This window comes from Chryseobacterium sp. JAH, from assembly GCF_001507335.1.
In the GTDB taxonomy this organism is placed as follows: domain Bacteria; phylum Bacteroidota; class Bacteroidia; order Flavobacteriales; family Weeksellaceae; genus Chryseobacterium.
The window spans coordinates 548,276-572,856 of the sequence record NZ_LMAH01000001.1; the positions used below are offsets into that span (position 1 = coordinate 548,276).

13 protein-coding genes are annotated in these 24,581 nt (G+C 37.7%); 6 read left to right on the plus strand and 7 right to left on the minus strand.

Annotated features, from left to right (window positions below; translation table 11 throughout):
- Nucleotides 1–314: 314 nt before the first annotated feature.
- From AR685_RS02620 to AR685_RS02645, 6 genes are all read left to right on the plus strand, one after another.
- On the plus strand, nt 315–1,715 hold the full coding sequence (locus AR685_RS02620) for a glycoside hydrolase family 28 protein (protein WP_059123625.1): 1,401 nt from the start codon (nt 315–317) through the stop codon (nt 1,713–1,715).
- A 1-nt stretch (nt 1,716) separates the two neighbouring features.
- On the plus strand, nt 1,717–5,280 hold the full coding sequence (locus AR685_RS02625) for a DUF4450 domain-containing protein (protein ID WP_059123626.1): 3,564 nt from the start codon (nt 1,717–1,719) through the stop codon (nt 5,278–5,280).
- A gap of 153 nt (nt 5,281–5,433) precedes the next feature.
- Nucleotides 5,434–7,569, plus strand: coding sequence for a hypothetical protein (locus tag AR685_RS02630; RefSeq protein ID WP_059123627.1), 2,136 nt, complete (start codon nt 5,434–5,436; stop codon nt 7,567–7,569).
- A 360-nt stretch (nt 7,570–7,929) separates the two neighbouring features.
- Entirely contained in the window at nt 7,930–8,976 is a 1,047-nt protein-coding gene (locus AR685_RS02635; RefSeq protein WP_047446373.1) for a GntR family transcriptional regulator, read from the plus strand.
- Between the two features lie 256 nt (nt 8,977–9,232).
- Complete coding sequence (locus tag AR685_RS02640; protein WP_059123628.1) at nt 9,233–9,676, plus strand: nuclear transport factor 2 family protein; 444 nt, start codon at nt 9,233–9,235, stop codon at nt 9,674–9,676.
- A 122-nt stretch (nt 9,677–9,798) separates the two neighbouring features.
- Nucleotides 9,799–10,269 carry a hypothetical protein gene (locus AR685_RS02645; protein WP_059123629.1) on the plus strand — a complete coding sequence of 157 codons (471 nt, stop codon included), beginning with the start codon at nt 9,799–9,801 and terminating at the stop codon, nt 10,267–10,269.
- A gap of 128 nt (nt 10,270–10,397) precedes the next feature.
- Here the strand turns inward: AR685_RS02645 and AR685_RS02650 are convergent, their stop codons facing one another.
- From AR685_RS02650 to AR685_RS02680, 7 genes are all read right to left on the minus strand, one after another.
- Nucleotides 10,398–11,804 carry a glycoside hydrolase family 140 protein gene (locus tag AR685_RS02650; RefSeq protein ID WP_059123630.1) on the minus strand — a complete coding sequence of 469 codons (1,407 nt, stop codon included), beginning with the start codon at nt 11,802–11,804 and terminating at the stop codon, nt 10,398–10,400.
- A gap of 586 nt (nt 11,805–12,390) precedes the next feature.
- Nucleotides 12,391–13,542 carry an alpha-hydroxy acid oxidase gene (locus AR685_RS02655; RefSeq protein WP_059123631.1) on the minus strand — a complete coding sequence of 384 codons (1,152 nt, stop codon included), beginning with the start codon at nt 13,540–13,542 and terminating at the stop codon, nt 12,391–12,393.
- Between the two features lie 108 nt (nt 13,543–13,650).
- Entirely contained in the window at nt 13,651–15,036 is a 1,386-nt protein-coding gene (locus AR685_RS02660) for an FGGY-family carbohydrate kinase (RefSeq protein WP_059123632.1), read from the minus strand.
- A 408-nt stretch (nt 15,037–15,444) separates the two neighbouring features.
- A complete protein-coding gene (locus tag AR685_RS02665) occupies nt 15,445–16,722 on the minus strand; it encodes a TIM barrel protein (RefSeq protein WP_059123633.1) in 1,278 nt (425 codons plus the stop codon).
- Between the two features lie 319 nt (nt 16,723–17,041).
- On the minus strand, nt 17,042–19,144 hold the full coding sequence (locus tag AR685_RS02670; RefSeq protein WP_047446359.1) for a bifunctional rhamnulose-1-phosphate aldolase/short-chain dehydrogenase: 2,103 nt from the start codon (nt 19,142–19,144) through the stop codon (nt 17,042–17,044).
- Between the two features lie 278 nt (nt 19,145–19,422).
- A complete protein-coding gene (locus AR685_RS02675) occupies nt 19,423–21,492 on the minus strand; it encodes a RagB/SusD family nutrient uptake outer membrane protein (protein ID WP_117584611.1) in 2,070 nt (689 codons plus the stop codon).
- Nucleotides 21,493–21,510: 18 nt separating this feature from the next.
- Nucleotides 21,511–24,555 carry a SusC/RagA family TonB-linked outer membrane protein gene (locus AR685_RS02680; RefSeq protein ID WP_047446356.1) on the minus strand — a complete coding sequence of 1,015 codons (3,045 nt, stop codon included), beginning with the start codon at nt 24,553–24,555 and terminating at the stop codon, nt 21,511–21,513.
- Between the last annotated feature and the right edge of the window lie 26 nt (nt 24,556–24,581).

A 24,581-nucleotide genomic window follows, 5' to 3' on the forward strand; every position in this document is an offset into this window, starting at 1 on the left:
AAGGAAAAAAAATAACTTATTAAAGCCTTTGCCGAACATTCAAAATTTTAGAATATTTCAAGGTCAGTGAACATATTAAAAGCTTTTATAACATTAAATTAAATTTTTTCAGATTTTTTAAAATAAATTATCTTTGAATCAGCGCAATCGATTACAATAGTATTTAGTTAAATTTAAATAAAAATCCAGATATTTTTATGAATACCGACAGTGCAGGACAATTATTCTGTACAATTCTTTTAGATTGCGATTAATAAAGTAAATTATCTGAAGAAAAATATCTTCTTTTAAAATGAAAAAAATTGGCTGACATTATGAAAAAATTCGCACTTCTACTACTCGCATCCATCTCGATATCACTATCGGCGCAATATAAACCGTGGACTTCCGCAAAGGAGCCTTTAAAAGAAATTAAAGCTTTAAAGAAACAGATCAAAGCTCCAAAATTCAGAAAAGCAGACTATCTGATTACAGATTTCGGAGCAGTAGGCGACGGAAAAACAAAAAACACGGAAGCTTTCAAAAAAGCGATTGAAAAGTGTAGTGCTGAAGGTGGAGGAAGAGTGGTTGTTCCGAACGGCGTTTTCTTAACAGGCGCTATTTATCTCGAATCTAATGTCAATCTTCATTTAAGTGACGGTTCGACGATTCTGTTCAGCCAGGACAGCAACGACTACCCTATCGTTTTCACCCGTTGGGAAGGAATGGAATGTATGAATTATTCTTCTTTGATTTATGCTTATGAAGAAGAAAATATTGCGGTTACCGGAAAAGGAACTTTAGATGGAAATTCAGATTTAGATAACTGGTGGTTCTGGTGTGGCGCTACAAAATACGGTTATAACACATCTCGTCCGGGAAGACAAAATCCTGCAAGAGCGAAACTTCACGAATATATGGCCAACAGAACGCCTGCGAGAGAAAGAATTTTTGGGGACGGATGGTACTTAAGACCGAATTTCGTTCAGCCATACAAATCTAAAAACTTTTATATGGCAGATGTATTGGTGAAAAACTCTCCAATGTGGAATCTGAATCCTGTTTTGTGTGAAAATGTTCTAATTGAAAGAGTAAAAGTTATCAGCCACGGACCAAACAACGACGGTTTCGACCCTGAGGCGTGTAAAAATGTATGGATTAAAGATTCTTATTTCGACACAGGTGACGACTGTATCGCCATCAAATCCGGAAGAGACGAAGACGGAAGAGATATCGGAAGACCTGCCGAAAACCACATCATCGAAAATTGTGAAATGAAAGACGGTCACGGTGGTGTTGTAATTGGAAGTGAAATTGCAGGCGGTGCGAAAAATATTTATGCCATCGGAAACGTGATGGACAGCAAGAATCTTGACCGTGCTTTAAGAATTAAAACCAGCTCAAGCCGTGGCGGAACGATAGAAAATGTATTTTTCTACAACACAAAAGTGGGTGCTTACAAAGAAGCGGCCGTACGGTTCAATATGCATTATGAAAAGCCAGGAAATCACATTCCGACCATCAGAAATATCTGGGTTGAGAATTTAACCGTTGACAAAGGCGGAAAATACGCCGTATTCTCTGACGCTTACGAATCTTCTCCGGTGACAGATTTCACAATGATTAATGCTAAAATGGTTGGCGTTCAGATTCCTTACAAAGTGGACTATCTGAAAAATGTGACTTTAAAAAATGTAACCGTTAACGGACAGCCATTAACCGAGTTAAAACCATAAAATGCGAAGAAAAACCATTTTCGCCGGACTTTTGGTTTTGTCGGCATTCTCACTCTCCTATTCCCAGTCGAAACACTGGCAGAATAATGAGCGTGAACTGCATTACAAAGAAGACAAAGGCGATTTTTTACTGGTCAACGGAAAGTACAGATTCAACCGTGCTTTGTATGGCGATAACCGTGCTTCGAGAGTTGAAGCGGGAGATTTGCCGGAATTCGCATTGTATCTTCCTGGAATGGGCGGCAATCTTCAGTTTGTTATTCAGAAAGGAAATTCGATTAAACAATTAATAAAGGCTGATAAAATTGAAACACGTTACCGTCCGGGTTCGATGCTGTATGAAATCAAAGACCCGATTCTCGGAAATGGAACTTTAAAACTGACCGTTCTGGCACAGGCTAAAGAAGAAGGCTTGGTTTTAAAAATGGAAACTGTGAATATAGATTCTTCCACAAAAATCTATGCAGTTTACGGCGGTGCGAGCGGAACGACTTTCAGCAGAAACGGCGACATCGGCGCAGACCCGGAATCCGGATTTTATCTGTTGCCGGAATATTGTTTGAACAATAAGTTTCAACTCAATAAAAATAAGTTTCAACTCAATTATTTAAATAAGAAAAAAGAAGCTCAAACCGTTTATGGAAGTTTTTCTAATGTCACTTCATTACAGCAAACCGATGCAATGACTTTGGAAAAATTAAGTGAGTTTACCCAAAATAAAACGGACAAATCACCGATTGTTTACGCTTCATATTCTTCACAAAAACAACCGGTTTATATTCAGGTTGCTAAAGGAAAATCAGATAAGAATTTTTCAGATGAAGAGTTAAAAAATATTTTCAATGAAGCGGAAAAATCCCGTTTGACATTAACGAACAGAATTCAACTAAAAACTCCGGATGCAGATTTAAATAATTTCGGAGCCAATTTAGCCGTTGCAGCAGACGGAATTTGGGAAAGTCCGACTTTCCTTCACGGCGCAGTTGCTTGGAGAATGCGGTTGAATGCGTGGCGTGGAGCTTACACAGCCGATGCGTTGAACTGGCACGACAGAGCTAAAGAACATTTTGAAAGTTATGCCAATTCGCAGGTTCTGAAACCCGATTTTGCACCGGTGGAAATGGATACGATGCGTCATCTTGCGCGACACGAGGAAAAAATGGGAACTTCTGTTTTTTCCAGCGGATACATTTCCAGAAATCCGAACGACAGCACAAAACCGCACCATTATGATATGAATCTGGTGTTTTTTGACCAGATCTTTTCACACTTCAATTACACCGGAGACAAGGATTTCCTAAAAAAAATGTGGCCAACGATGGTTCGTCACATGGATTGGGAAAAACGGAATTTCAAGCGTGGCGATTTGTATGATGCGTATGCAGCAATTTGGGCAAGTGATGCGCTTCAATATTCGGGAGGCAAAGTGACGCACACGTCAGCTTATAATTACAGAGCCAACCGTGAAATGGCAAAACTGGCGAAAATCATTGGCGAAAATCCTCAGCCTTACGAACAGGAAGCTGATGCGATTTTAAAGGCAATGAAAAACCAACTTTGGATTAAAGACAAAGGTTATTTTGCTGAATACAAAGATGCTTTGGGCAATCAAATCGTTCACGACAAACCGGGAATCTGGTCGATTTATCACGTTTCCGATGCTTTTATTCTGAATGAATTTGAAGATTACCAAAACTTACAGTACATCAATCATCACACACCAAAAATTCCGATTACGGTAAAAGGTGCGGATAATAAAGACTATTTTACTTTGGCGACTACGACTTGGCAACCATACGATTGGTCGATTAACAATGTGGCTTTGGCGGAAAATTTACAGACTGCTTTGGCATATTGGCAGGCAGGACGAACTGAGGATGCTTATCAACTTTGGAAGGGAAATCTGGTGGAGTCGATGTATTACGGCATCAGTCCGGGGAATTTTGAACAGCTTTCTCATTACGACGCGTTTCGTGGAGAATTGTACCGTGATTTTGCCGACCCGATTGGTGTGGCATCAAGAACTTTGACTGAAGGACTTTTCGGAGTTTATCCAAATTTGTTGGAGAATAAAATCAGCATCAAACCCGGTTTTCCGAAAGATTGGAATTCTGCCGACCTGAAACTTCCGGATTGGGATTATCAGTTTACCAGAACTTCAAAAAAGACAGAATATTTATTTAAATCAAAATATCAAAATCCGGTGGCGCTGGAGATGCAGGTTCCTGTGAATTATTCCAACATTAAATCGGTAAAAGTGAATGGCAAAAAAGTGGACTGGAAGATTAAACCCAATTCGATTTCACAACCATTTGTTCAGTTTGAAACGCCAAAAGGAAATGATTTTAAAATTGAAATCAATTATTCCGGAGAAGAACTGAAAAACGAACAAACCGACTACGTCAATTATATTTCTGAAAATCTTCAGCTAAATTTTGATTCAAAAAAGAAAATTAAAGAAATTCTTGACCCACAGGAATTGATTAAAACCAGAAATGGAAATCAATTTAACTTGGCTCAGAAAGAAAGAAAAGGAACTTTTTTCGTTCAGGTCGAGCAAAACGGAACAACCTGGTGGCAACCCGTAAATGTTGATATCCGTTTTCCTCTAGAGACAAAATGGGTAAATAAACAACTTCAGATTCAATCCAAATCATCCAATCCAATCACTGGAAAACTGACGGTTAATGGATTAAACAAAACTTTTACCATTCAGAAAAATCAAAATACAAATATTGAAATTCCGACAAATGTTTTAAGCAAAGGAAACAATTCACTCGTGCTTGATTACAACGAAATTAAACAAAATATTGAAATCACAGATTGGGAAATTGAGAATCAAGGTCAGTTTAACAACATTTCATTAGCTTCAAACTACAATGAAAAAGTAACTGAGATTTTTAACCAAAAATACCTTTCACCGAGATTGGAAGTTCCGACTTTACAGCTTCCGTGGCAGGGAATCGGAAACTGGTGTTATCCATTAATCACCGCTCAAATCGATGACAGCGGATTGATGAGTAAAAGAAAAAACGGCAAAGTTGATTTTCTTGGAATTCCATTTTTAATTGATAAAACAGATAAAAATATAGCGTTTGTAAGTCAGTGGGATAACTATTCGGATTCTCTTGATATTCCAATTTCAGGAAAAGGAAAGAAAATCTATTTTCTGATGGCTGGAACTACCAATCCGATGCAGTCGCAGATTGTAAATGGAAAAATTACGGTTCAGTATGCAGATGGCTCGACAGCAGAAATGGAACTGAAAAATCCGACGAACTGGTGGCCGATTGAGCAGGATTTGTTTGATGACAATTTTGCGTTTGAAATTCCGGATGATAAAATTCCATATCGTGTGAAACTGAAAACGGGCGAACTGTACAAAGGCGGAACTTTGAGCAAATACTCGAGTATCAAAGGATTTACAGACCGTCAGGTGGATGGTGGTTCTGCCACAATTCTGGATTTGCCGATTGATGCGAGTAAAGAATTAAAATCGATAAAACTAACGGCTGTGAGCAATGATGTTGTGATTGGAATGATGAGTGTGACGATTTTGAAATAGAAGATAATGCCACGAATGCACGGATTAAAAGAACGTTTAAAAATATTAAAATATTCGTGGCGAACAATATAGAAATATCAGCGCAAGACTTCGACAAGCTCAGTTTGACAGCACGGTAGAATTGCAAGTTTTTAAAATATTAATTAAGATAAAATGAAAAAAATCACAATATATCTAGGGATTTTTTTAATGGGATTTTCTTCAGTGAATGCCCAGAAAATCGACCGGAAAAAGGTCGTTCAGCGACACAATATTGTCAACACAAAAGCCGATACGCTTTCCACTTTTACCGTTGGAAACGGAAAATTTGCCTACACGGTTGACATTACCGGAATGCAGTCGTTTCCTGAATATTACAAAAATGGAGTTTCTCTCGGAACGCAGTCTGAATGGGGATGGAACAGCTTTCCGAATAAAGAAAATTATAAATTTGAGGAAACTCTAAAGCCTTACGATTTTAATAACGACGGGCGAAAAGCTTTGTACTCCGTTCAAATCAAAGAACCGGAAAGAAATAAAGGTGCTGTTGAATATTTCCGTGTGAACCAACACCGTTTGCAGTTAGGAAATATCGGGATTGAGCTGACGAAAAAAGATGGTCAGAAAGCAAAAATTTCAGATTTAACCAACGTCAATCAGAAAATTGATTTGTGGACGGGAATCATCACCAGCGAATTTTCTCTGGAAGGAACTCCGGTAAAAGTATGGACGGCTTCTTTCCAAAATTCAGATAAAATCGGGGTGAAAATTGAATCTGATTTGGTGGCTAAGGGCAAGTTGAAAGTTTTTGCAAAATATCCACATCCGTCGGGACAGTTTTTGGATGACGCCGCATTTTACGGAAGAGAAAATGAACATACCACGAAAATTGTTTCTTCACAGTCGACGCAGGGTTTGATTCAGCATAAATTACAAAGCACGGATTATTATACTCAATTCAATTTTACGGAAGGAAAACTTCGTGAGGCCGGAAAACACTACTTCGTTTACGAGCCTTCTATGAAAAACAAAACAGTGGAATTAAGTGTTGAATTTTCAGCTAAAAGTCCGAAATCTAACAGAACTTTATTCGCGGATGCTGAAAAAGAAAGTACTTCTGGTTGGAAAAAATTCTGGGAAAGCGGCGCTGCTGTTGATTTTGAAGGAAGTACAGACCCGAGAGCCAATGAGCTTGAAAGAAGAGTTGTGCTGTCAGAATACTTAACGAAAGTTCAGTGTGGTGGGAACAATCCGCCTCAGGAAACGGGTTTAACTTTCAACAGCTGGTACGGAAAACCGCATACAGAAATGCATTGGTGGCACGGTGTTCACTTTGCACTTTGGGGAAGACCGGAAATTTTGGAAAAGCAACTCGATTATTATTTCAGGTCATTTGATAAAGCTAAAAAACTAGCAGAAAGACAGGGCTATAAAGGCGTTCGCTGGATTAAAATGTCGGACAATGAAGGCAATGAAAGTCCGTCTTCTGTTGCTGCATTCTTGATTTGGGAGCAACCGCACATTATTTATATGACCGAACTTCTGTACCGCAACAGCAAAGACAAAAAGGTTCTTGAAAAATATAAAGATTTGATTTTTGCAACGGCTGATTTTATGGCTGATTTTGCGACGTATGACAAGGAGAAAAACCGCTACAATTTGGGGAAAGGCGTAATTCCGGCTCAGGAAGTTTTTCCAGCGAAAGATACCTACAACCCAACTTACGAAGTGGCGTATTGGGATTGGTCGCTAAGAATCGCTCAAGAATGGAAAGAAAGATTGGGGCAACCGAGAGATAAAAAATGGGATGATGTAATTAATAAGCTGGCTCCGCTTCCGGTTCAGGACGGCGTTTATTTATCGACAGAATCAGCGAAAGACTCGTTCACATTTCCAAAATGGATGACCGATCACCCAGCTGTTTTGGGTGCCTTAGGAATGGTTCCTGAATCTCCGAAACTGGATAAAAAAATAATGAAAAACACGCTGGATATCGTTTGGGAAAGATGGAACTGGGAACACACTTGGGGTTGGGATTTCCCGATGACGGCAATGAATGCAGCAAGATTGGGACTTCCAAATAAAGCTTTGGATGCCCTGTTTATGGACATTCAGACCAATACGTATTTGAAAAACGGACATAATTTCCAGGACAAACGTTTGAGAATTTATCTTCCCGGAAACGGTGGTGTTTTGACAACTGTTGCAATGATGCTGGAGGGTTGGGACAGCTCAACCGGACAATATCCAGGTTTCCCGAAAGACGGAAGCTGGAAAATAAAAGCAGAAGGTTTTAAAAAGATGCCTTAAAAATTTCACATTCATATAGTTTCTGAAGTCTGTTCCGAGAGGGGCAGGCTTTTTTGTTGGAGAGTGCTTGAGTTGGAGGGTTTCTTGCGTCGGAGATTTTCAGGATGTAAAGTTCAAAATATCCGGAACTTTTTGGCTTTTAAAAACCTTGATGGCTGAAAATGGGAGTTTTTAATAAATTAAAGCTTTTTATTCAAAGATACATAAGCTACTGAAAATTAACAGTTTTAAACTATTACTGTCATAAAAAACATTCATGAATCAGTTACTTCAAATTTTTGTATCTTGTTTTCAGCTATTAATCGCTTTTGATTTTAGCTATTTTGTTAACTGAATTGCATTTCCTATCCGTAAAAAATCATGGCCGAAACATTAGAAATCAACATCAATGAAAACTCCAGAGTTCCGAAATACAAACAGATTGTAGATTCTATTCTGAACGGAATTGATGGAGGGCAAATAAAAATCGGAGAAAAAATCCCGTCGATCAATGAACTTAGTGAATCCTGCTTTCTCTCCAGAGATACTGTGGAAAAGGCTTATAAAGAGCTTCGCAAAAGGCAGATCATTGAATCTGTAAAAGGTAAAGGCTACTACATTTCCCGTATCAACAAGAATGACATCATCAATATTTTCTTTCTGATTAATAAGCCGAGTACTTATAAAATGATGATTTACAACTACTTCGTCAATGCAATCGGCACCAAAGGCAATGTTGAGATGTATATTTACCATTGCGACGAAACACTTTTCATCAATGCTCTTAAAAAGAATATTGGCGGATTTGATTATTATGTGGTAATGCCCCATTTTCGTGATGAACAGTCGAAACATACGAGTTCCACGCAGGAAGTTTTAGATATTATCGAACAGATCCCAAAGAATAAACTTTTACTTTTAGACAATACAAAACCCAATATTTCCGGAGATTACGGTTCTATTTTTCAGGATTTTGAGCATGATATTTACAATGCATTAGAGGAAGGTTTGGATAAAATAAAAAAATACGAAAAGATTATTTTGGTGTATCCAAATAAATCGATTCATCCCTATCCTTTCCGTATTGTTCGCGGTTTTGAGCAGTTTTGCAGAGATTTTAAACTCGACTATGAAATTCTGGATGAAATCTATCCCGACATGGAACTGCAGGATAAAGATATTTTCATCACCATCCGTGAGCGTGATTTGGTGAATCTGGTGAAACAGATCCGTCAGAAAAATTTAAAACTGGGTGAAGACATCGGAATTATTTCTTACAACGAAACCCCTTTGAAAGAGTTGCTTGGAATTACCGTAATCACGACTGATTTTAAGGCGATGGGAGAATCTGCTGCGTATATGATTTTGAAGAATAAAAAAGAGCAGGTGAATAATGTATTTAAATTTATTCAGAGAGAGTCGCTATAGAGGATTGATGATTGATAAAATTATAAATGAATGTCGATTGTTAATCATAACGCTAAGATCAGCAGTCACTTTGTCAATCCGTAGGAATCTCAACACACCAAAATAAAGCAGCTCAGATTCCTTCGGAATGACAGACAAACCGTTAAGAAACTAAGTTATTACTACTAACGGACATTTATTATATCATACTTTAAAAGAATAAGATTCTAATAATTATCAGAATAAATTTAAATCTTTCAAAAAATATTTAATTAAAATGATTAAAAAAATAATTTTCGCCCTGAGTTTTTTAGTGGCAATCACTGTTTTCGGACAGAAAAAAAATGATACCCAATCTGTAACCGATGCAGCAGAAAAACTGCGATCAGCAATGATCAGCGGTGAAAAATCAGCATTGGAATCGTTAATTGTGCCCGAACTGACTTACGGACATTCGGGAGGTCATATCGATGATGCCAAAGAATTTGTTGAAAAACTGGTCAGCAAAAAATCTGATTTTCTAACGATTGATATTACGAACCAAAACATACAGATCGTAGGAAATACTGCGATTGTCCGTCATCATTTTTATGCAACGACTGCTGATTTGGGGAAGGAACCGGGTGATGTGACTTTGGATATTTTATTAGTCTGGACAAAGGTGAAAAACGACTGGAAATTGCTGGCGAGACAGGCGGTGAAGTCGGAGAATAAAAAGTAGATTCCTCTATTAAAAAATTCTTATTTAACAGTATTACTATGATTAACTACTAATTGTGAGTTATTTGTTTATAGTTAATTAGAAATTTTGAAACTAATAAATGTATTATTAAAGATTCCGAAATGAATAAAATACTAATAACAATCTTTTTTTTCTCATATTTCTTCATCTTTTCACAGAGTGCAAATCTAATTTTACAGGTGAATGGTAAAATTATTACTTCAGAATTTGCTAATGTCTATCTCAAGTTTGATTTAGAAAATCGTTCAAAAATCATTAATGTTAATTATTTACCTGGAGATTTAAGTTTAACAGAGGAAGCATGGGAAATCATCAAAAGTCAACCAGAAAAAAAGTTTTATTTAAATGTTGATTACTATACCTATATAAATGGTAAACAGGGTATAGTAAATTTTGAGATTGAGCTCTCAAAATATCTGCTCGACCAGAAATATTTGATTGCAGACATTTATGATTTTAGAAACAAATCTTATAAACGTAAATATCAATATTTAACTGACAAACATTTTCTTGTGCAACTTTATTGGCGTCCAGAGAACGGAGTTAATGGAATTTATATCCCAAGAAGGTAAGAATTGCTTTCATTTTTAGTTAACTAAAGCCAATCAAAGTTGAACATCAAAAACACACTAAAGCCATTTCTCCCAATATTTCTTTGTATTATTTTGTTTTAAATGATGCTTATTAAATCAATTTATAATCAATTCAAATAATTCTTTTCCGCATCCACCGCCACAAAAACAAAATCCTTAGCCTCTCCATTTTCTTTATCAGGCGTAAACTGTACAATTTTATTTCCATCAGACTCGCCAATGTATTTGTACCCGCCGGTTCTTGGATTGTACCACCAACATTTTTTCTTCTTTCCACTGATCTTCGACAAATCGATTTGCATATTTCTTCCGGTGTAATTGTACACGAGCAGATAATCTGCTCCGCGGGTAGCAATAAGTCTTTCGTAACGTTCGCCCACTTCGCCTTTAATAATACTTTGATCCGGAATTCTTTCAAAGTACGGAAATTTCAACATCAGATTTTTTAAATACTGCATCTGCACAAAACCTGCGTCATTGAGACATTCGTACCACGCACGCTGAGCTCCGTATGCAGGCGACAAACCTGGTCTGTAAAACTGCATGATGGAATTGTGCCCGTAAGTGTGCCCAAAAGAACCGGCAAACACCGACCAATATGCATATCTTCTTACATCATGATCTTTCCATCGCGGTTCACCGGTATCGTGAAGTCCCTGTGGAATGTCTTCGTAGGAAGGTTCGCCATCGATGATGGGTTTTAAAGGTTTCATCGAAAGTGCTTTTTCGGCATATCTCCAGTTATCTTCTTCGGTATCGGCAATTTTTTTCGCTTCGCCGTCGCCTTTTCGCTGTCCGTATCTTCTGTGACCGCTTTGAAACATATTGAAATCTAACCAATCAGCATCGTTAAACCAATCAACGGAACTTGTAGCACCGAAAGGATGATAGGTCATTAAATGGATTTTGTCAACTGATTTTATGCTGTTGGCGAGAGCTTCCCAAACTTCAGTTTTGATGTCGCCTCTTAAATCTCCTCCAATAAACCAGATGATATTTGGTGAATCTTTATATCGTTCAGCCAGAAATTTACCATAACTTTTTGCTTCTTCCACATTCATTTTTCCACCTTTGACCAAACCGCCCCAAATGCAGACCATGCCGATGTAAATTCCGTTTTTCTCGGCAGTTTTTATGATATAATCCATGTGATCCCAATATCCGTAAACTCCTTTATGATTGATGTTGGTGAAATCAAAACCGTCAATCATAGAGGCTTGTCCGTATTTGTTGTAAACAGGAACGGCATTGATGGTTTGAACCTGAACGACATTGAATCCGTTTTTCGCACATTGACTCAGATAAAAATCTACTTCATCCCGATCGGTACGTTCTGGCAGAAGCCAACCGGTTTCTCCTAACCAGAAAAATGGTTTTCCGTTTTTGTGCTGCAAATATCTGCTGTTAGAGCTGACCTGCAGAGCTCCATTTGACCATGGCAATTCCTGTTTTTTGTTTTGAGAAAAGGTAAAAACTGAATAAATTATGAGAAGCAATATGAGGAATTTTTTCATGACAGTAATTTGGTTTTAAATGATTTTGTTTTTGATTATCTTTTGTTTTCATGATGTGATTTTACCACTAAGAACACTAAGCATTTCACAATGAACACAGGGCTTGTGAACCTTGTGAAAAATCTTTGTGCTCCTTGTGGTAAAAAATACGTATGCAATAATTTTTCAGACATTACACAAATTGTTTTTAACGCAAAGATTATTTTAATGTTGCATATTTTTTAAGAAAGCTAAGGCAAATAAATTTGCTTCGCAAAGCTTGAAAACATTCTTTGAAATTTGATTAAAAATAGTATTATAAAACAAAAAATACAATTCACCGAACTGTATTTTTTTTAGCTATGATTATTCAAAATATTTTATTTTACGCAAAGTGCACAAAGAAGTTTTAAATACTATCTGCTTTTAAGTTACACAAAGCCGTTTCACTTATACAAGCTCACTAAGCTTTTCATTCATTACAAAATAGGGATATTTTTGATATGAAAATTGATGGTTCGCATTCTGTAAAGCTGTATTTAGATAAAATATCTTTTAATGAAAACGTGAAAACTTCCAACTTTCGTCACTCAGCTTCCCGCTCAAACTACTTCACCCTAAACTTCTGCAAATCCTCCGGCGTATCACAGCAAACCTGCTCCATTACCTGTCTGAACTGCATTTTAAGCATTTCAATAATATGATCGCCACCTTTGTCGCCCAAAGCTCCGACTGCATACATAAATGTTCTTCCCATGAAGGTAAATTCGGCACCACAGCTCAAGGCACGGGCAACATCCGGACCGGTTCTTATGCCACTGTCCATCATGATTTTAATCTGACCTTTGTATTTTTCACTGATCTCTTTTACTACAGCAATTGTTGATTCTCCGGCGTCCAACTGTCGTCCGCCGTGATTGGAAATGATCATTCCGTCGAAACCTAAACGTACCGCTTCGGCTGCATCTTCATCGGAAGCTACGCCTTTAATTACCAGTTTTCCTTTCCATTTATCGCGGATGGCTTTGATTCTGTCGGAATTTAATCTGCCGGAAAAAGTGGAGTTCATGAACTGTCCCAATTGCTTTACATTCATGTTTTTATCCATGTATTTTTCCATTGTTTTAAAACTCGGAACGCCATGTTTTAAAATTTCAAGGCACCATTCCGGTCTCGCCAAAGCTTGGGAAACATTTCTGAAATTCAGCTGCGGAGGCATTGCCAAACCGTTTCTGATTTCTTTGGCTCTGTAACCGAAAGTCGGAACATCTGACAAAACACATAAAACGTCATAGCCAGAAGCTTCACAACGGTCAAGAATATCGTCACGCAACCATTCTTCTCTTGGATGATAGAGTTGATACCATGCTTTTCCTTCCGTTAATTCAGCAATTCTTTCAATACTGCTCGTTGTTACAGTACTTAAAATGAAAGGAATATTATGTTTAAAAGCTGCTTTAGCTAAAATTTCCGGAGCATTCGGCCACATCAAACCCTGCAGACCAACCGGAGAAATTCCGAACGGTGCGGAATATTTTACTCCGAACAGTTCCGTTTCCATATTGGCCTCCGTGTAGCTGTTGTTTAAATATTGCGGACGAAGCAGAACATCTCTCAATTCACTTGTATTTCTGTCGCGGTTGATATTTTCGTTACAGCCGCCATCCAGATATTCGAAGGCGAAACGGGGCATTTTCTTTTTTGCTTTTTCGATCAGCAATTCGAGGGAAGCGTAGTTGGTATCAAATGGAAAGGACATAGTTTGTTGTTAGATGTTGGATGTTGGGTGATGGATGTTTACTGTTGATGTTAAAAACAAAATTACTTTTTTAATTACCAACATCTGAGTTCCAGCTTCCAACAAAATTTATAAATTAAGAATTAAAGGCTGAAGCACTTTCATCTGATAATGCTGCTGTAAAAAAGTTTCGTCTATTTTTTTGTTGGAGATCACCATCGATGCACCCAAAGCCGATCCCAGAGGAGAGTGTGTTGACATCACATTGTAATGCTGGAAATGGTGCGACATCAGTTTCATAAAGACATCGTTGTCTGTGAAACCTCCGTCGATATAAATATTTTTTATTTCTGAGTTTCCGATCGCATTGGTAATGGTATGAATCTGCAAATCCATCAATTCAATCATCAATTGATGATACGCTTCTTCGAAAGTTTCAAATGAATTCAGATCGGTTGCAGTAATCATTTTTCGTTTTAAAATAATGCCTTCAAAACGGAAATAGATATTTTTATTTTTCATTAAACGCAAATACAAATCCTGATCAAACTGCACTTCTCTGTGAAAACCGTATTCTTTTCCGTAGTAAGCGCACAATTTTTCAACCTGAATTTTGTATTCATTTCCCATGAAAAAACGGGATGCTTTCACACGTTTACCGTCGATTCGCATGTAATTCAGACAGTTGTTTTCGATATCTTCATCTGTTAAACTCTCATCGTTAAATGGATTTAAAGAAATACTCCACGTTCCTGTTGAAAGCAATAAAAACGGTTCTTTTTTACTTAAAATATAAGGCAATAACGCTGAAGAACTGTCGTGAATTCCAACGCCGATTTTAATTTTTTTGTTTCTGTAAGACGTGTTGATACTCGCAGAAGTCGGAACGATTGGTCCCAATATAGCATCAATTCCTTCATCGTAAACCCAGTCGTGGTAATCTGCTTTGTCGTAATCCCACAAATTGGTATGACAGCCAATTGAGGTAAATTCCGAAACACATATTCCGGTGAATAAGTATGATAAATACTGAGGTAAATGAAGACTGTACCGGATTTTTTTAAAAACCTCCGGATGTTTGTATTTTAACCAGAATAACTGCAGTCCGGAGTTCAGCATTCCGGTTTGTGGAGATGCAGTTTCGCGGGCAATTTTCAGTTTGCTGCCATGTTTTTCGTAAAATACATCAAGAATATCCTGATCCATCGGTTTGGTGTAGTTGTACAAAGGTGTCAGAACATTTCCTTTCTGATCGAGGTGGACAAAGCTTGCTCCGTACGTAGAAAAATTGATGGCTTTTACTTCAAAATTTTCATCATCCAAAATGGCATTGAAATTATCTTTGATCCAATTTTGGAGCGCTGCAAGATCTTCTGTGGGATAACCATCTTCATCGGTGGTAAGGGGAAGTTCGGTATATTCACGCACAACTTCTTTGTAATTTTTATCAAATAAAAAAAACTTTTTGTTGGTTTTTCCAATATCAAATACGATGGTTACCTTTTTTTTGGACATTCCTGAGATGAATTTAATGATTTATTATAAAATGGTTATTAGTATTTTTTCAAAATTTCATTTAAAAAATTCTTATTTTAACGCAAAGTACGCTAAGTTTTTTTGACAAGCTAGCTATTTTTAAGTTCGCAAAGGCGTTTGACTTCGTCGAATCTTCGATTTCACTTAGCAGAGTTACAAAAGATTTTTATTTTGTGTAAAATTTAAAATTTGTTTAAATTCATTTTAAATTTTAAAACCATCAAGGAGTGTTTAGTGACTAATAATAATTAAGAAAAAAATCCACTGATTTCTTAAATAAAGAATCTATTATTAATTTTCTAAACACTCGGGTCTCAACGGTAAATAAGGATACATATAATTAAACTTTCGATTGCACCTGAAAGTAATTATCAAATAAGACGGATTTTACAATCCAGTTGCCTTTGCCCATCCTCTTTCAGAAATCAAGGTTTCTCTTACCTTTAAACTTCTGTAAGCAGCGATCGGGTCTAAAGCCGCTCCAGTCTGGAGTCTAGCCGCTTTTAACAACGGACGGACATCTGTTCTGTACGCGTTCTGCAAAATATCCTGAGCCGCAACAACGTCATTGTTCAGCTGTGCTTCTTTTAAAGCTTTCTGATCAACCAAAAGTGCCTGCGCATAAGCAATTAAGATGGCTTCCAAAGACTGCAACAGATCTTCCAAAGGATCTTTAATGTTATGACTTGCGTCGATCATCCAGGCCGGATAAGGATTGTTTTTATTATTTTCCATTCCGTACACCAATTCGTTGAAAATCAAGAACAAAGCATAAGGTTTAATAGAACCTACCGTCAAATCATCATCTCCGTATTTACTGTCGTTGAAGTGGAAACCGCCCAATTTACCTTTGTACATCAAAGTTGCAACGATTTGTTCGATATTGGTGTTTGGTAAATGATGGCCAAGGTCAACCAATGTGAAGGCTCTTTCACCACATGCATTTGCCAGCATGAAAGAAGTTCCCCAATCCTGAATGGTTGTTGAGTAGAAATTCGGTTCGTAAGGTTTGTATTCAATAAACAGTTTCCAGTCTTCCGGCATTCCTGCGTAGATTTCTTTCAAGCTTTTTTCAGTGTTTGATAAAGCGGTCTGGAAATTTAACTGTCCAGGAAAACTCGCCCCGTCTGCCAACCAAACGGTTAAGCTTTTTGAACCTAGTTCTTTTCCGATTCTGATCACTTCTTTGTTGTGTTCAACAGCGTAAGCTCTTGAATTTTCATTCACAGAATTTAATGAACCAAATTTATATGAATGTTTTGCATCCGGCTGATCCTGAAAAGTATTTGAATTCATCGCATCAAAGATCAATCCGTGAGACGCTGCACTTTCTTTCAAAGCACTTACATCACTTGGAATATCCCATGGAATGTGCAATGAAACCGCTCCAGCAGAATGAGTCAGGGCATGAAGCAAACCAACGTCATCTAATTTCTGTTCCAAAACAGCAGGTTCGCCACCGTAAGAAAATCTTCCGAAACGGGTTCCTCCTGCACCTAAAGCCCAGCTTGGAATTGCCACCTGAAAATCGACGATTTTGTTGACAATTTCAGCAACATTTGAACCTGATTTTGTTAATTTATCTGATAAATATGCGAAGTCTGAATTAAAGTTTTCAACTTCGTTTTTATTGTGTTGTTCAATGATATCTTTTCCTAAAATCATACGTTAATTTTTAGTAACCTTATCAAGGTTTTGAATCTTGACAAGGTTGAATGATTGATTAAAATTAGCATTAAATATTGATTTAGCCCTTTCAGGGCTTTGCAACATTTTTGCATTTTATTTTCATAGGGCTTCACACTATGCTAATGTTTTCTCCACTTCGTGGCTTTTCAAATCTCTCGCAGCCCGACTTGAACGGAGCTCTTTTTGTGAGGAGGTACGACGAGCAAAAAAGCGGGAGTGGAAGGCGGATTAAGCTGCCCAAATAAATTGAAAGTTAAAACTAACAACCGACAACTAAAATCCGACAAAAAAAATATTATCTCGGGAACGCATTGGCCATTCCACCATCTACATTGATGATATTTCCTGTTGTTTTATCTAAGATCGCCACACAAGCGAATACTCCGTTTGCGATGTCTTCAGGAAGGATAATTTCGTTTAATAAATTTCTCTTCGCATAAAATGCAGGTAATTCTTCTACAGAAATTCCGTTTGCTTTTGCACGGCCTTCTGCCCAAGAACCTTCCCAGATTTTACTTCCAACGATCACGCCATCAGGATTCACTACATTTACTCTGATTTTATCAGCTGCCAATTCTGCTGCCAATAATCTTGTCATATGCTGTTGAGCAGCTTTTGCAGTTCCGTAGGCTACGTTGTTTGGTCCGGCAACCAATCCGTTTTTACTTGCAATATTTACGATATCTCCTCCTAAATTTTGCTTTTTCATAATTTCAGTACCGCTTTTCGCCATCAAGAACTGACCTTTTACCAAAACATTTTCCAGTAATTCCCAGTCTTTTGTAGTAGTATCTTCCAAAGATTTAGAAATAGCCAAACCTGCAGAATGCACGATGATATCTACTCCACCGAAAGCTAAAACCGCCTCTTTGAAAGCGTTGGCAATTGCCTCTTCGCTGGTCACATCACAAGTCACGGCTACTGCCTGATCTTTGCTGTATTTTGCAGTTACAGATTCTACTGCTTCCTGATTCAAATCTGTATAAACAACGACTGCACCTTCCTGAACCATTTTGTCTGCGATGGCCTGTCCGATTCCGCCGCCTGCTCCGGTTACGATGGCAACCTTTCTTGACAATGGTTTTTCTTTAGGCATTCTCTGAAGCTTAGCTTCTTCCAACAACCAGTATTCGATATCGAATGCTTCCTGTCTCGGTAGAGAAGTGTATTCAGAAATTGCTTCTGCGCCACGCATTACGTTGATTGCATTCACATAAAATTCGTTGGCAACACGAGTTGTCTGCTTATCTTTTGAGAAACTGAACATTCCAACTCCAGGGTAGATGATGATCACCGGATTCGGGTCACGCATTGCAGGGCTGTTTGGATGTTTACAAGTTTCGTAATAGTCTTTGTATTCCTGTCTGTACTGTTCGAAAAGTGGATTTAATTTTTCTAAAATAGCTTTAGAATCAGATAAATCTTCATTTTTATCTAAAGTCAACACTAACGGTTGAATCTTCGTTCTCAAGAAGTGATCCGGACAAGAAGTTCCAAGCGGAGCCAGTCTTTCCAAATCATTACTGTTGATGTATTCCAAAACAACATCGCTGTCTGTGAAATGACCTACCATTCTGTTTTCAGAAGAAGCTAAACCTCTTAACAAAGGCATGATCTGAGCAGCTTTGTTTTTACGTTCATCAGCTGGTAGTGATTCTACTTTCTGTCCGCCAAAAACCTGTCCTTTTTCTTCGATTTTTTTAGCGATATATTCAGAAGCCATTTCGATCACTTCCAAACTGTTCATGTAAGATTCATAAGAAGTGTCTCCCCATGTGAATAATCCGTGGCTACCTAAAACGATTCCTCTGATTCCCGGATTATCGGCTAAACATTTTTCTAACTGAAGTCCTAAGTCAAAGCCAGGACGCTGCCATGGAACCCATCCCATTGTATCACCCCAGATTTCTTTTGTAATTGCTTCGCTATCTTTCGCTGCTGCAACTGCAATTAATGCATCCGGGTGAAGGTGATCGATATGTTTGAATGGAAGTAAACCGTGCAAAGGCGTATCAATAGAAGGGGCTTTGCTTTCCAAATCGAAAATACAGTGATCGAATAAACCTACCATTCTGTCTTCGTCTGCAAGACCTCCGTAAACATTTTTAAGATTTCTTAATCTTTCCGTATATAATCCGGCGATTCCTTTTCTGGTCAAAGTTCCGATGTCGCCACCTGAACCTTTTACCCACATTACCTCAACTTCTTCGTTGGTCAACGGGTCTTTTTCGATGGTTTTGCAACTTGTGTTACCTCCACCGTAATTGGTAATTCTAAGATCTGCTCCTAATATATTTGAACGGTATAAAAATAAAGCCACCTGGTCATCACCAAAAGACGCCGCTTTACTTTCGTCCCATAAATAATCTACGTATTTGAATGTTTTTACGTTTTCCATTTGTTTTCTTTTGTTTTTCTGAATTTTACTCAAATTTAGATTGTTTTACCCGTTAGACTATCCCGCACTATACTGCTAAATACACTATTTAAAGATAAATTAACGTTTGATTTTTTTGTCGGTCAAAGAACAATCGTAAGAGGATTATTACAATTAATATTTTGTGATTGAATGTCTTAAAAAAAATAAACATTAAGAAAGTTTTCAAGAGCAATTGGAAATACCATCAATCTTTCAACTTTCTTAATGTTTAAAATAAATCTTAACGACCGGTTCGATTAATAACCAGGAAGCTGTGTAAGGTTCGGATTGTCAATCATTGGGTGACCTGCAGACTGCGCCGCAAATGGAAGCAATTCTGTTTTATTAGGTACAAATCCGTAGAAAAGACCATCACCACCGCCTTCAATCCAGTTTGGATACACACCGCCGTTTTCAAATGATCCTGTTGGTTTGGTGTAAATAATTGCACCAACCTGAAGGGTATTAAATCCAGCTGTAAATCCTACCGCTTTTCTTGCATTACCATTGAATGTACTTGTGTAAGCCTGGAACATATTTACAGGATACCACTTGTCATCAGTTGTTGAAGTTTGTCCGTTTGCTAATGCTATAGCTTTCAATGTTGTTTGGTATGTTGCATATGCATTATTCGCATTGCTTGTCGGAACTGCCTGAACCTGTGCGATCTGTGCAGGATTAGTCAGTTCAATGTAAGTCACAGCCAAGAATGGGTCACCATACACCTGCGCATTCTTGTGGAATTTGTAAAGACGATAGATTGGCGTTGATGCGAACTGGCCTGTACGATTTGACAAGTTTTTCATTGCAGTTCTAGTAGCGTCAATTTCACTAGCGATACGATTCATTCTGATTAAGTCAGTACGAAGCATAAATTCGTCTGAAAATTCCCATTTACGCTCCTGAACAATAGCAGATTCAAAAGCCTGCTGACCGCTAGGAATAGCCATAGAACCAATACCTGCACGGTTTCTCACTTGTTGTAAAGCCGCTATACCGAGAGGAGTAGGTCCATTATTTAAATAATTTTGTGTTTCCGCATACATTAATAATACATCAGCATATCTGATGATAGGAATATTCAAATTACGTGAATCTGCAGCCTGTGGCTCCACACACCAAGAAATCCTAAATTTACCCGGCATGATACAAGAGTATGTAGTTCCTACATCTACCCATGTATCAGTAGCTGCACCACCATTTAAAAAATAAATACTGTAAGAAGTTGTAGCCACATCTCGACGTTTATCTGCTGCATCGAAAGATAGGTAGTAACTTGGAAGTATAAATTGTAATGCTTTACGAGAACCATACGTACCTCCTCTTGAACCCGGGTGTGCATACACTCCAAATGCCGAATTGGTATTAGGTCCGTATGAAGCAATATGCCAAAGCATCTCCTGATTAACCGCTGCAAAATTTCTTCTGTCGAAATTAAACCAAAGCGCTTCAAAACCACTTTTACCTCCTGATGCCTGTACTAAACTGTTTGTACCGCCATTAATTACCGAAGCCGCTGCCGCATCTGCAATTTGATACAATTGCTGAACTCTTGCATTATCCGGACGACGAGCCATTGTACCCGGTGTAGAAGTATTAAGAGGCCAACGAAGCGAGTATCCTGCAGCATACAAAGCAATTTTTGCCAGTAATGCATTTGTTGATTGTCTATTTAATCTTTCCGGAGTTCCGTTTGAAGTAGGCATATTAGCAATAGATTCTTGTATATCGCCAATGACTTTATCATAAATAACATCACGAGAAGCACGCTTCGGATATAATGTACTTGGATCATTCGGATCTGCCTCTTCCAAAGGAATCCAAATTGCAGGTACATCTCCGTACACCCTAATCAGATTGTAGTAACAGAAAGCGCGGATTGCTTTTGCTTCTGCCAATAATGCATCACGCTTTGCACTGGATGGCATATCGGGTAATCTATCGATAGCGATATTCGTTCTTTCTATAACCGCATACATTGCCGCGTAAATTCCTGTAATTGTGTTAGGAGTTTTTGAGTCGTACTGATAATTACAAATATTATATTTTGAATTATTGGTAGATCCATCTTCCGCTGAATGGGTTACCGTATCACCAGCTCCCAACTGGTAAAACATTTCAGTAGGTACAAGACCTCTATACAAGCCCTGAACAAATGCATCTGCAGTTTCTATATTGGTAAAAACAGATTCTGTATCAGATGAGTTATAAGCAGGCTGATCTAGGAAATCATCACTACAAGAATTTACACCCAAACCTGCAATAAGTATTGTAGGAACGATGATCAGTTTTTTTATTAAATTATGTTTGTTAAATATATTTTTCATAATTGAAACAATTAAATATTAAAAAGTAAGATTGATCCCCAATACATAGCTTCTGGATCTCGGGAACGAAGAATTATCATATCCAGGTGTTACCGTAACACCACTTGCTGCTGAAACCTCCGGATCGAAACCAGAATATCCTGTAATTGTTGCTAAGTTATTCACTGTAGCATAAATACGTGCATTTGATAATCTCACTGTGTTTAAGAATTCTTTCGGAAATGAATACCCTAAAGTTACCATAGAAACTCTTAAATAAGAACCATCTTCTACATAATATGATGAAGGGTAAGTAATGTAACTGGAATTTGTATTGCCTAAGCTCCAAAGCCTGTCGCTTTCATTAGGGTTAAGTTCTTTTAATCTTACTAAACTTGTTGCAGCCTGACCTGTATTCGGATCTACTACATGGTAATAGTTATCACCGAATTCTGAAGGAACGTTTTGATATAAAGCATACGGACTCAAACTGTGCTTAGTCGCATTATAAATATCACCACCCACACTGAATTTTAAAAAGACTGCTAAATCAAATCCTTTGTAAGAAAAGTTATTACTTATACCACCAATAAAATCTGGTGTACCATTTCCTATTTTCACCATTTTTCTGGTAAACTGATCTCCTGCTTCATTATCTGCAGCAAATTTAATATCTCCGGGTCTAGGTGTTCCGGAAGCCGGTTTTACAACTCCTGGCTTTAAGGTTAATGTTCCGTTTGCTGCCTGAGTAAAGTCATCAGTCGTATAGATTCCCTGATAAACATATCCGTACATATCTCCCAATTCTTCTCCAACGGTTGCATAATACGTTACCATACCTGCTCTGTTGCTTCCTACACTGAAGTTTCTGAAAGTTCTTCCGTCATCAAGAGACAATACTTTAGATTTATTAAAACCAATATTTGCATCTGTAGACCATCTGAAGTTTTCAGATTTCAGGTTAATCGTGTTTAATGTAAATTCCATACCTCGGTTCACCATAGAACCGATATTTTTAAACTGTCTTGAATATCCTGTGGAGGCAGGTAGAACAGTTTCCAGTAACATTCCGCTTACATTATTATTATACCATTCAGAAGTTAATTTAATTCTGTTATTAAACATTGCTAAATCTACTCCTACGTTGGTAGATTTCATTTCCTCCCACTGCACCAAACGATTTCCCAATACACTGCTTGTTACCAGTGCTAGGTTACCAATGGTATTATTTATAGGATAATCTGTCCCCACCACGTTGGTTCTGAATACATTATTTGGGATACTGTTATTCCCAACAATTCCATACTCAAATCTGAATTTTAAATCATTAATGTAGTCCTCGATTTTAGAATTCTTCCAGAAACCTTCTTCTGAAGTTCTCCAGGCAAAAGCTACTGATGGAAACACTCCATATTTGTTATCAGGGCCAAATTTTGAAGATCCGTCACGACGCACAGTACCTGTAAGTAAATAACGATTATCATAGCTATAATTTACACGTGCGAAATACGAGAGTAAGCTCAATGATGATTTGTCTGCATCTTTATCGGCAACTGTAGCATTGGTGATATCATTCAGACCATAATTTAAAATAGTAGGAAACCTTATCAATCTCATGCTGTTGCTTTCACTTTCCTGGTAAATTATTTCATTACCTATTAAAGCTGTAACTCTATGCTTTTCGCCAAAAGTTTTGTTGTAAGTCAATGTATTGGTAATTTGATATCTGTAAGATTCAGAATTACCGATACTTCCATTAATTCCTGTATTTACAGGATCTGTAAGAAATGCACGGGAATTTTTATCTGAGAATGAAGTAGACTTACTGTTTGTCCAGTTATAAGACCCTGCAGTTCTGAATGTGAAATTTTTCATTAAATCAAACTCCAAACCTATGTTAGCCAAAAATGTTCGAGCACGTCTGTTTGAAGTTGATGCTGCAGTTTCAATAAATGGATTCTCTGTATCAAAACTCGAGTCTAAAGCAGAGTAATCTGCGAAAGTCTGAGTATTAAATAACTGATCCTGAGTAAATAATGTTCCTCCGGTAATAGGCTGAAGAAGAATTTTTTTCATTCCTGAATACGCTCCACCTCCGTTGGTAGAATTGGAGGTAAACATTGAACTGAAATCTAAACGTATTCCTTTATACAATTCTGAGTTGATGTTGGCACGTAATGAATTTCTTGTTTCGCTGAAATTTTGCAGTAAACCTTCCTGCTTATTGTAGTTGTAACTCACAAAAACCTGAGTTTTATCGGTACCTGCTGAGACATTTACGTTATGGTTTTGTGTAAGTCCTGTTCCGCCAAGCATTTTTTCCTGCCAGTCTAATGCTGGCGCTGAACCGTAACGGTTACTTATTCTGTTAAAAGCACCTGTATAAAATCCTGGTGAATCTATTCCTAAGCTATTATCAAAAACATTACTCCACTGGGTAGTTTTACCCTGCAGTTGAGCCATTTCATATTGATATTTTACATATTGCTCAGCATTTGAAATCATATCCAATTTCTTAGAAAGCATATCAAACGCCATGAAAGAATTGTACTGAACGGTCACTCTTCCTTTCTTACCGGTTTTGGTTTTAATAACAATAATTCCGTTGGAACCACGGGCACCATAGATGGCAATTGCAGAAGCACCCTTAAGAACATCAATACTTTCAATATCATTAGGGTTAATAATATTTAATGCATTATCAAACTGAAATCCATCCACAATATACAGTGGTTCTGTACCCTGAGTGATAGATGCTCCACCACGAATGGTAACATTTGCACCTGCTCCAGGAGCACCACCAGCGGTCACAATATTTAGTCCGGCTGCTCTACCCTGCAAAGCCTGAAGTGCATTCATTGAAGGCGTTGCCGCCAAATCTTTTGCTGATACTGATGATACAGATCCGGTAAGGTCAGATTTTTTTACTTTACCATATCCAATAACCACTACCTCTTCGATATCTTTAGTATCTACCTTAGCAGTATCACTTTTTGCTTGCTGTCCGAACATAAGGCCAGACGCAAGCAAAAACAGCGGTGCGATGAGTGGCTTTAGATTCTTCTGTTTAATTATTTGAGACATATATTAATTTTTTATTTACATTACTT

What these genes read in the sequence shown, in the direction of transcription:
- AR685_RS02620 (WP_059123625.1), top strand. Translation starts at nt 315, where the DNA reads ATGAAAAAATTCGCACTTCTACTACTCGCATCCATCTCGATATCACTA.
- AR685_RS02625 (WP_059123626.1), top strand. Translation starts at nt 1,717, where the DNA reads ATGCGAAGAAAAACCATTTTCGCCGGACTTTTGGTTTTGTCGGCATTC.
- AR685_RS02630 (WP_059123627.1), top strand. Translation starts at nt 5,434, where the DNA reads ATGAAAAAAATCACAATATATCTAGGGATTTTTTTAATGGGATTTTCT.
- AR685_RS02635 (WP_047446373.1), top strand. Translation starts at nt 7,930, where the DNA reads ATGGCCGAAACATTAGAAATCAACATCAATGAAAACTCCAGAGTTCCG.
- AR685_RS02640 (WP_059123628.1), top strand. Translation starts at nt 9,233, where the DNA reads ATGATTAAAAAAATAATTTTCGCCCTGAGTTTTTTAGTGGCAATCACT.
- AR685_RS02645 (WP_059123629.1), top strand. Translation starts at nt 9,799, where the DNA reads ATGAATAAAATACTAATAACAATCTTTTTTTTCTCATATTTCTTCATC.
- AR685_RS02650 (WP_059123630.1), bottom strand. Translation starts at nt 11,804, where the DNA reads ATGAAAAAATTCCTCATATTGCTTCTCATAATTTATTCAGTTTTTACC.
- AR685_RS02655 (WP_059123631.1), bottom strand. Translation starts at nt 13,542, where the DNA reads ATGTCCTTTCCATTTGATACCAACTACGCTTCCCTCGAATTGCTGATC.
- AR685_RS02660 (WP_059123632.1), bottom strand. Translation starts at nt 15,036, where the DNA reads ATGTCCAAAAAAAAGGTAACCATCGTATTTGATATTGGAAAAACCAAC.
- AR685_RS02665 (WP_059123633.1), bottom strand. Translation starts at nt 16,722, where the DNA reads ATGATTTTAGGAAAAGATATCATTGAACAACACAATAAAAACGAAGTT.
- AR685_RS02670 (WP_047446359.1), bottom strand. Translation starts at nt 19,144, where the DNA reads ATGGAAAACGTAAAAACATTCAAATACGTAGATTATTTATGGGACGAA.
- AR685_RS02675 (WP_117584611.1), bottom strand. Translation starts at nt 21,492, where the DNA reads ATGAAAAATATATTTAACAAACATAATTTAATAAAAAAACTGATCATC.
- AR685_RS02680 (WP_047446356.1), bottom strand. Translation starts at nt 24,555, where the DNA reads ATGTCTCAAATAATTAAACAGAAGAATCTAAAGCCACTCATCGCACCG.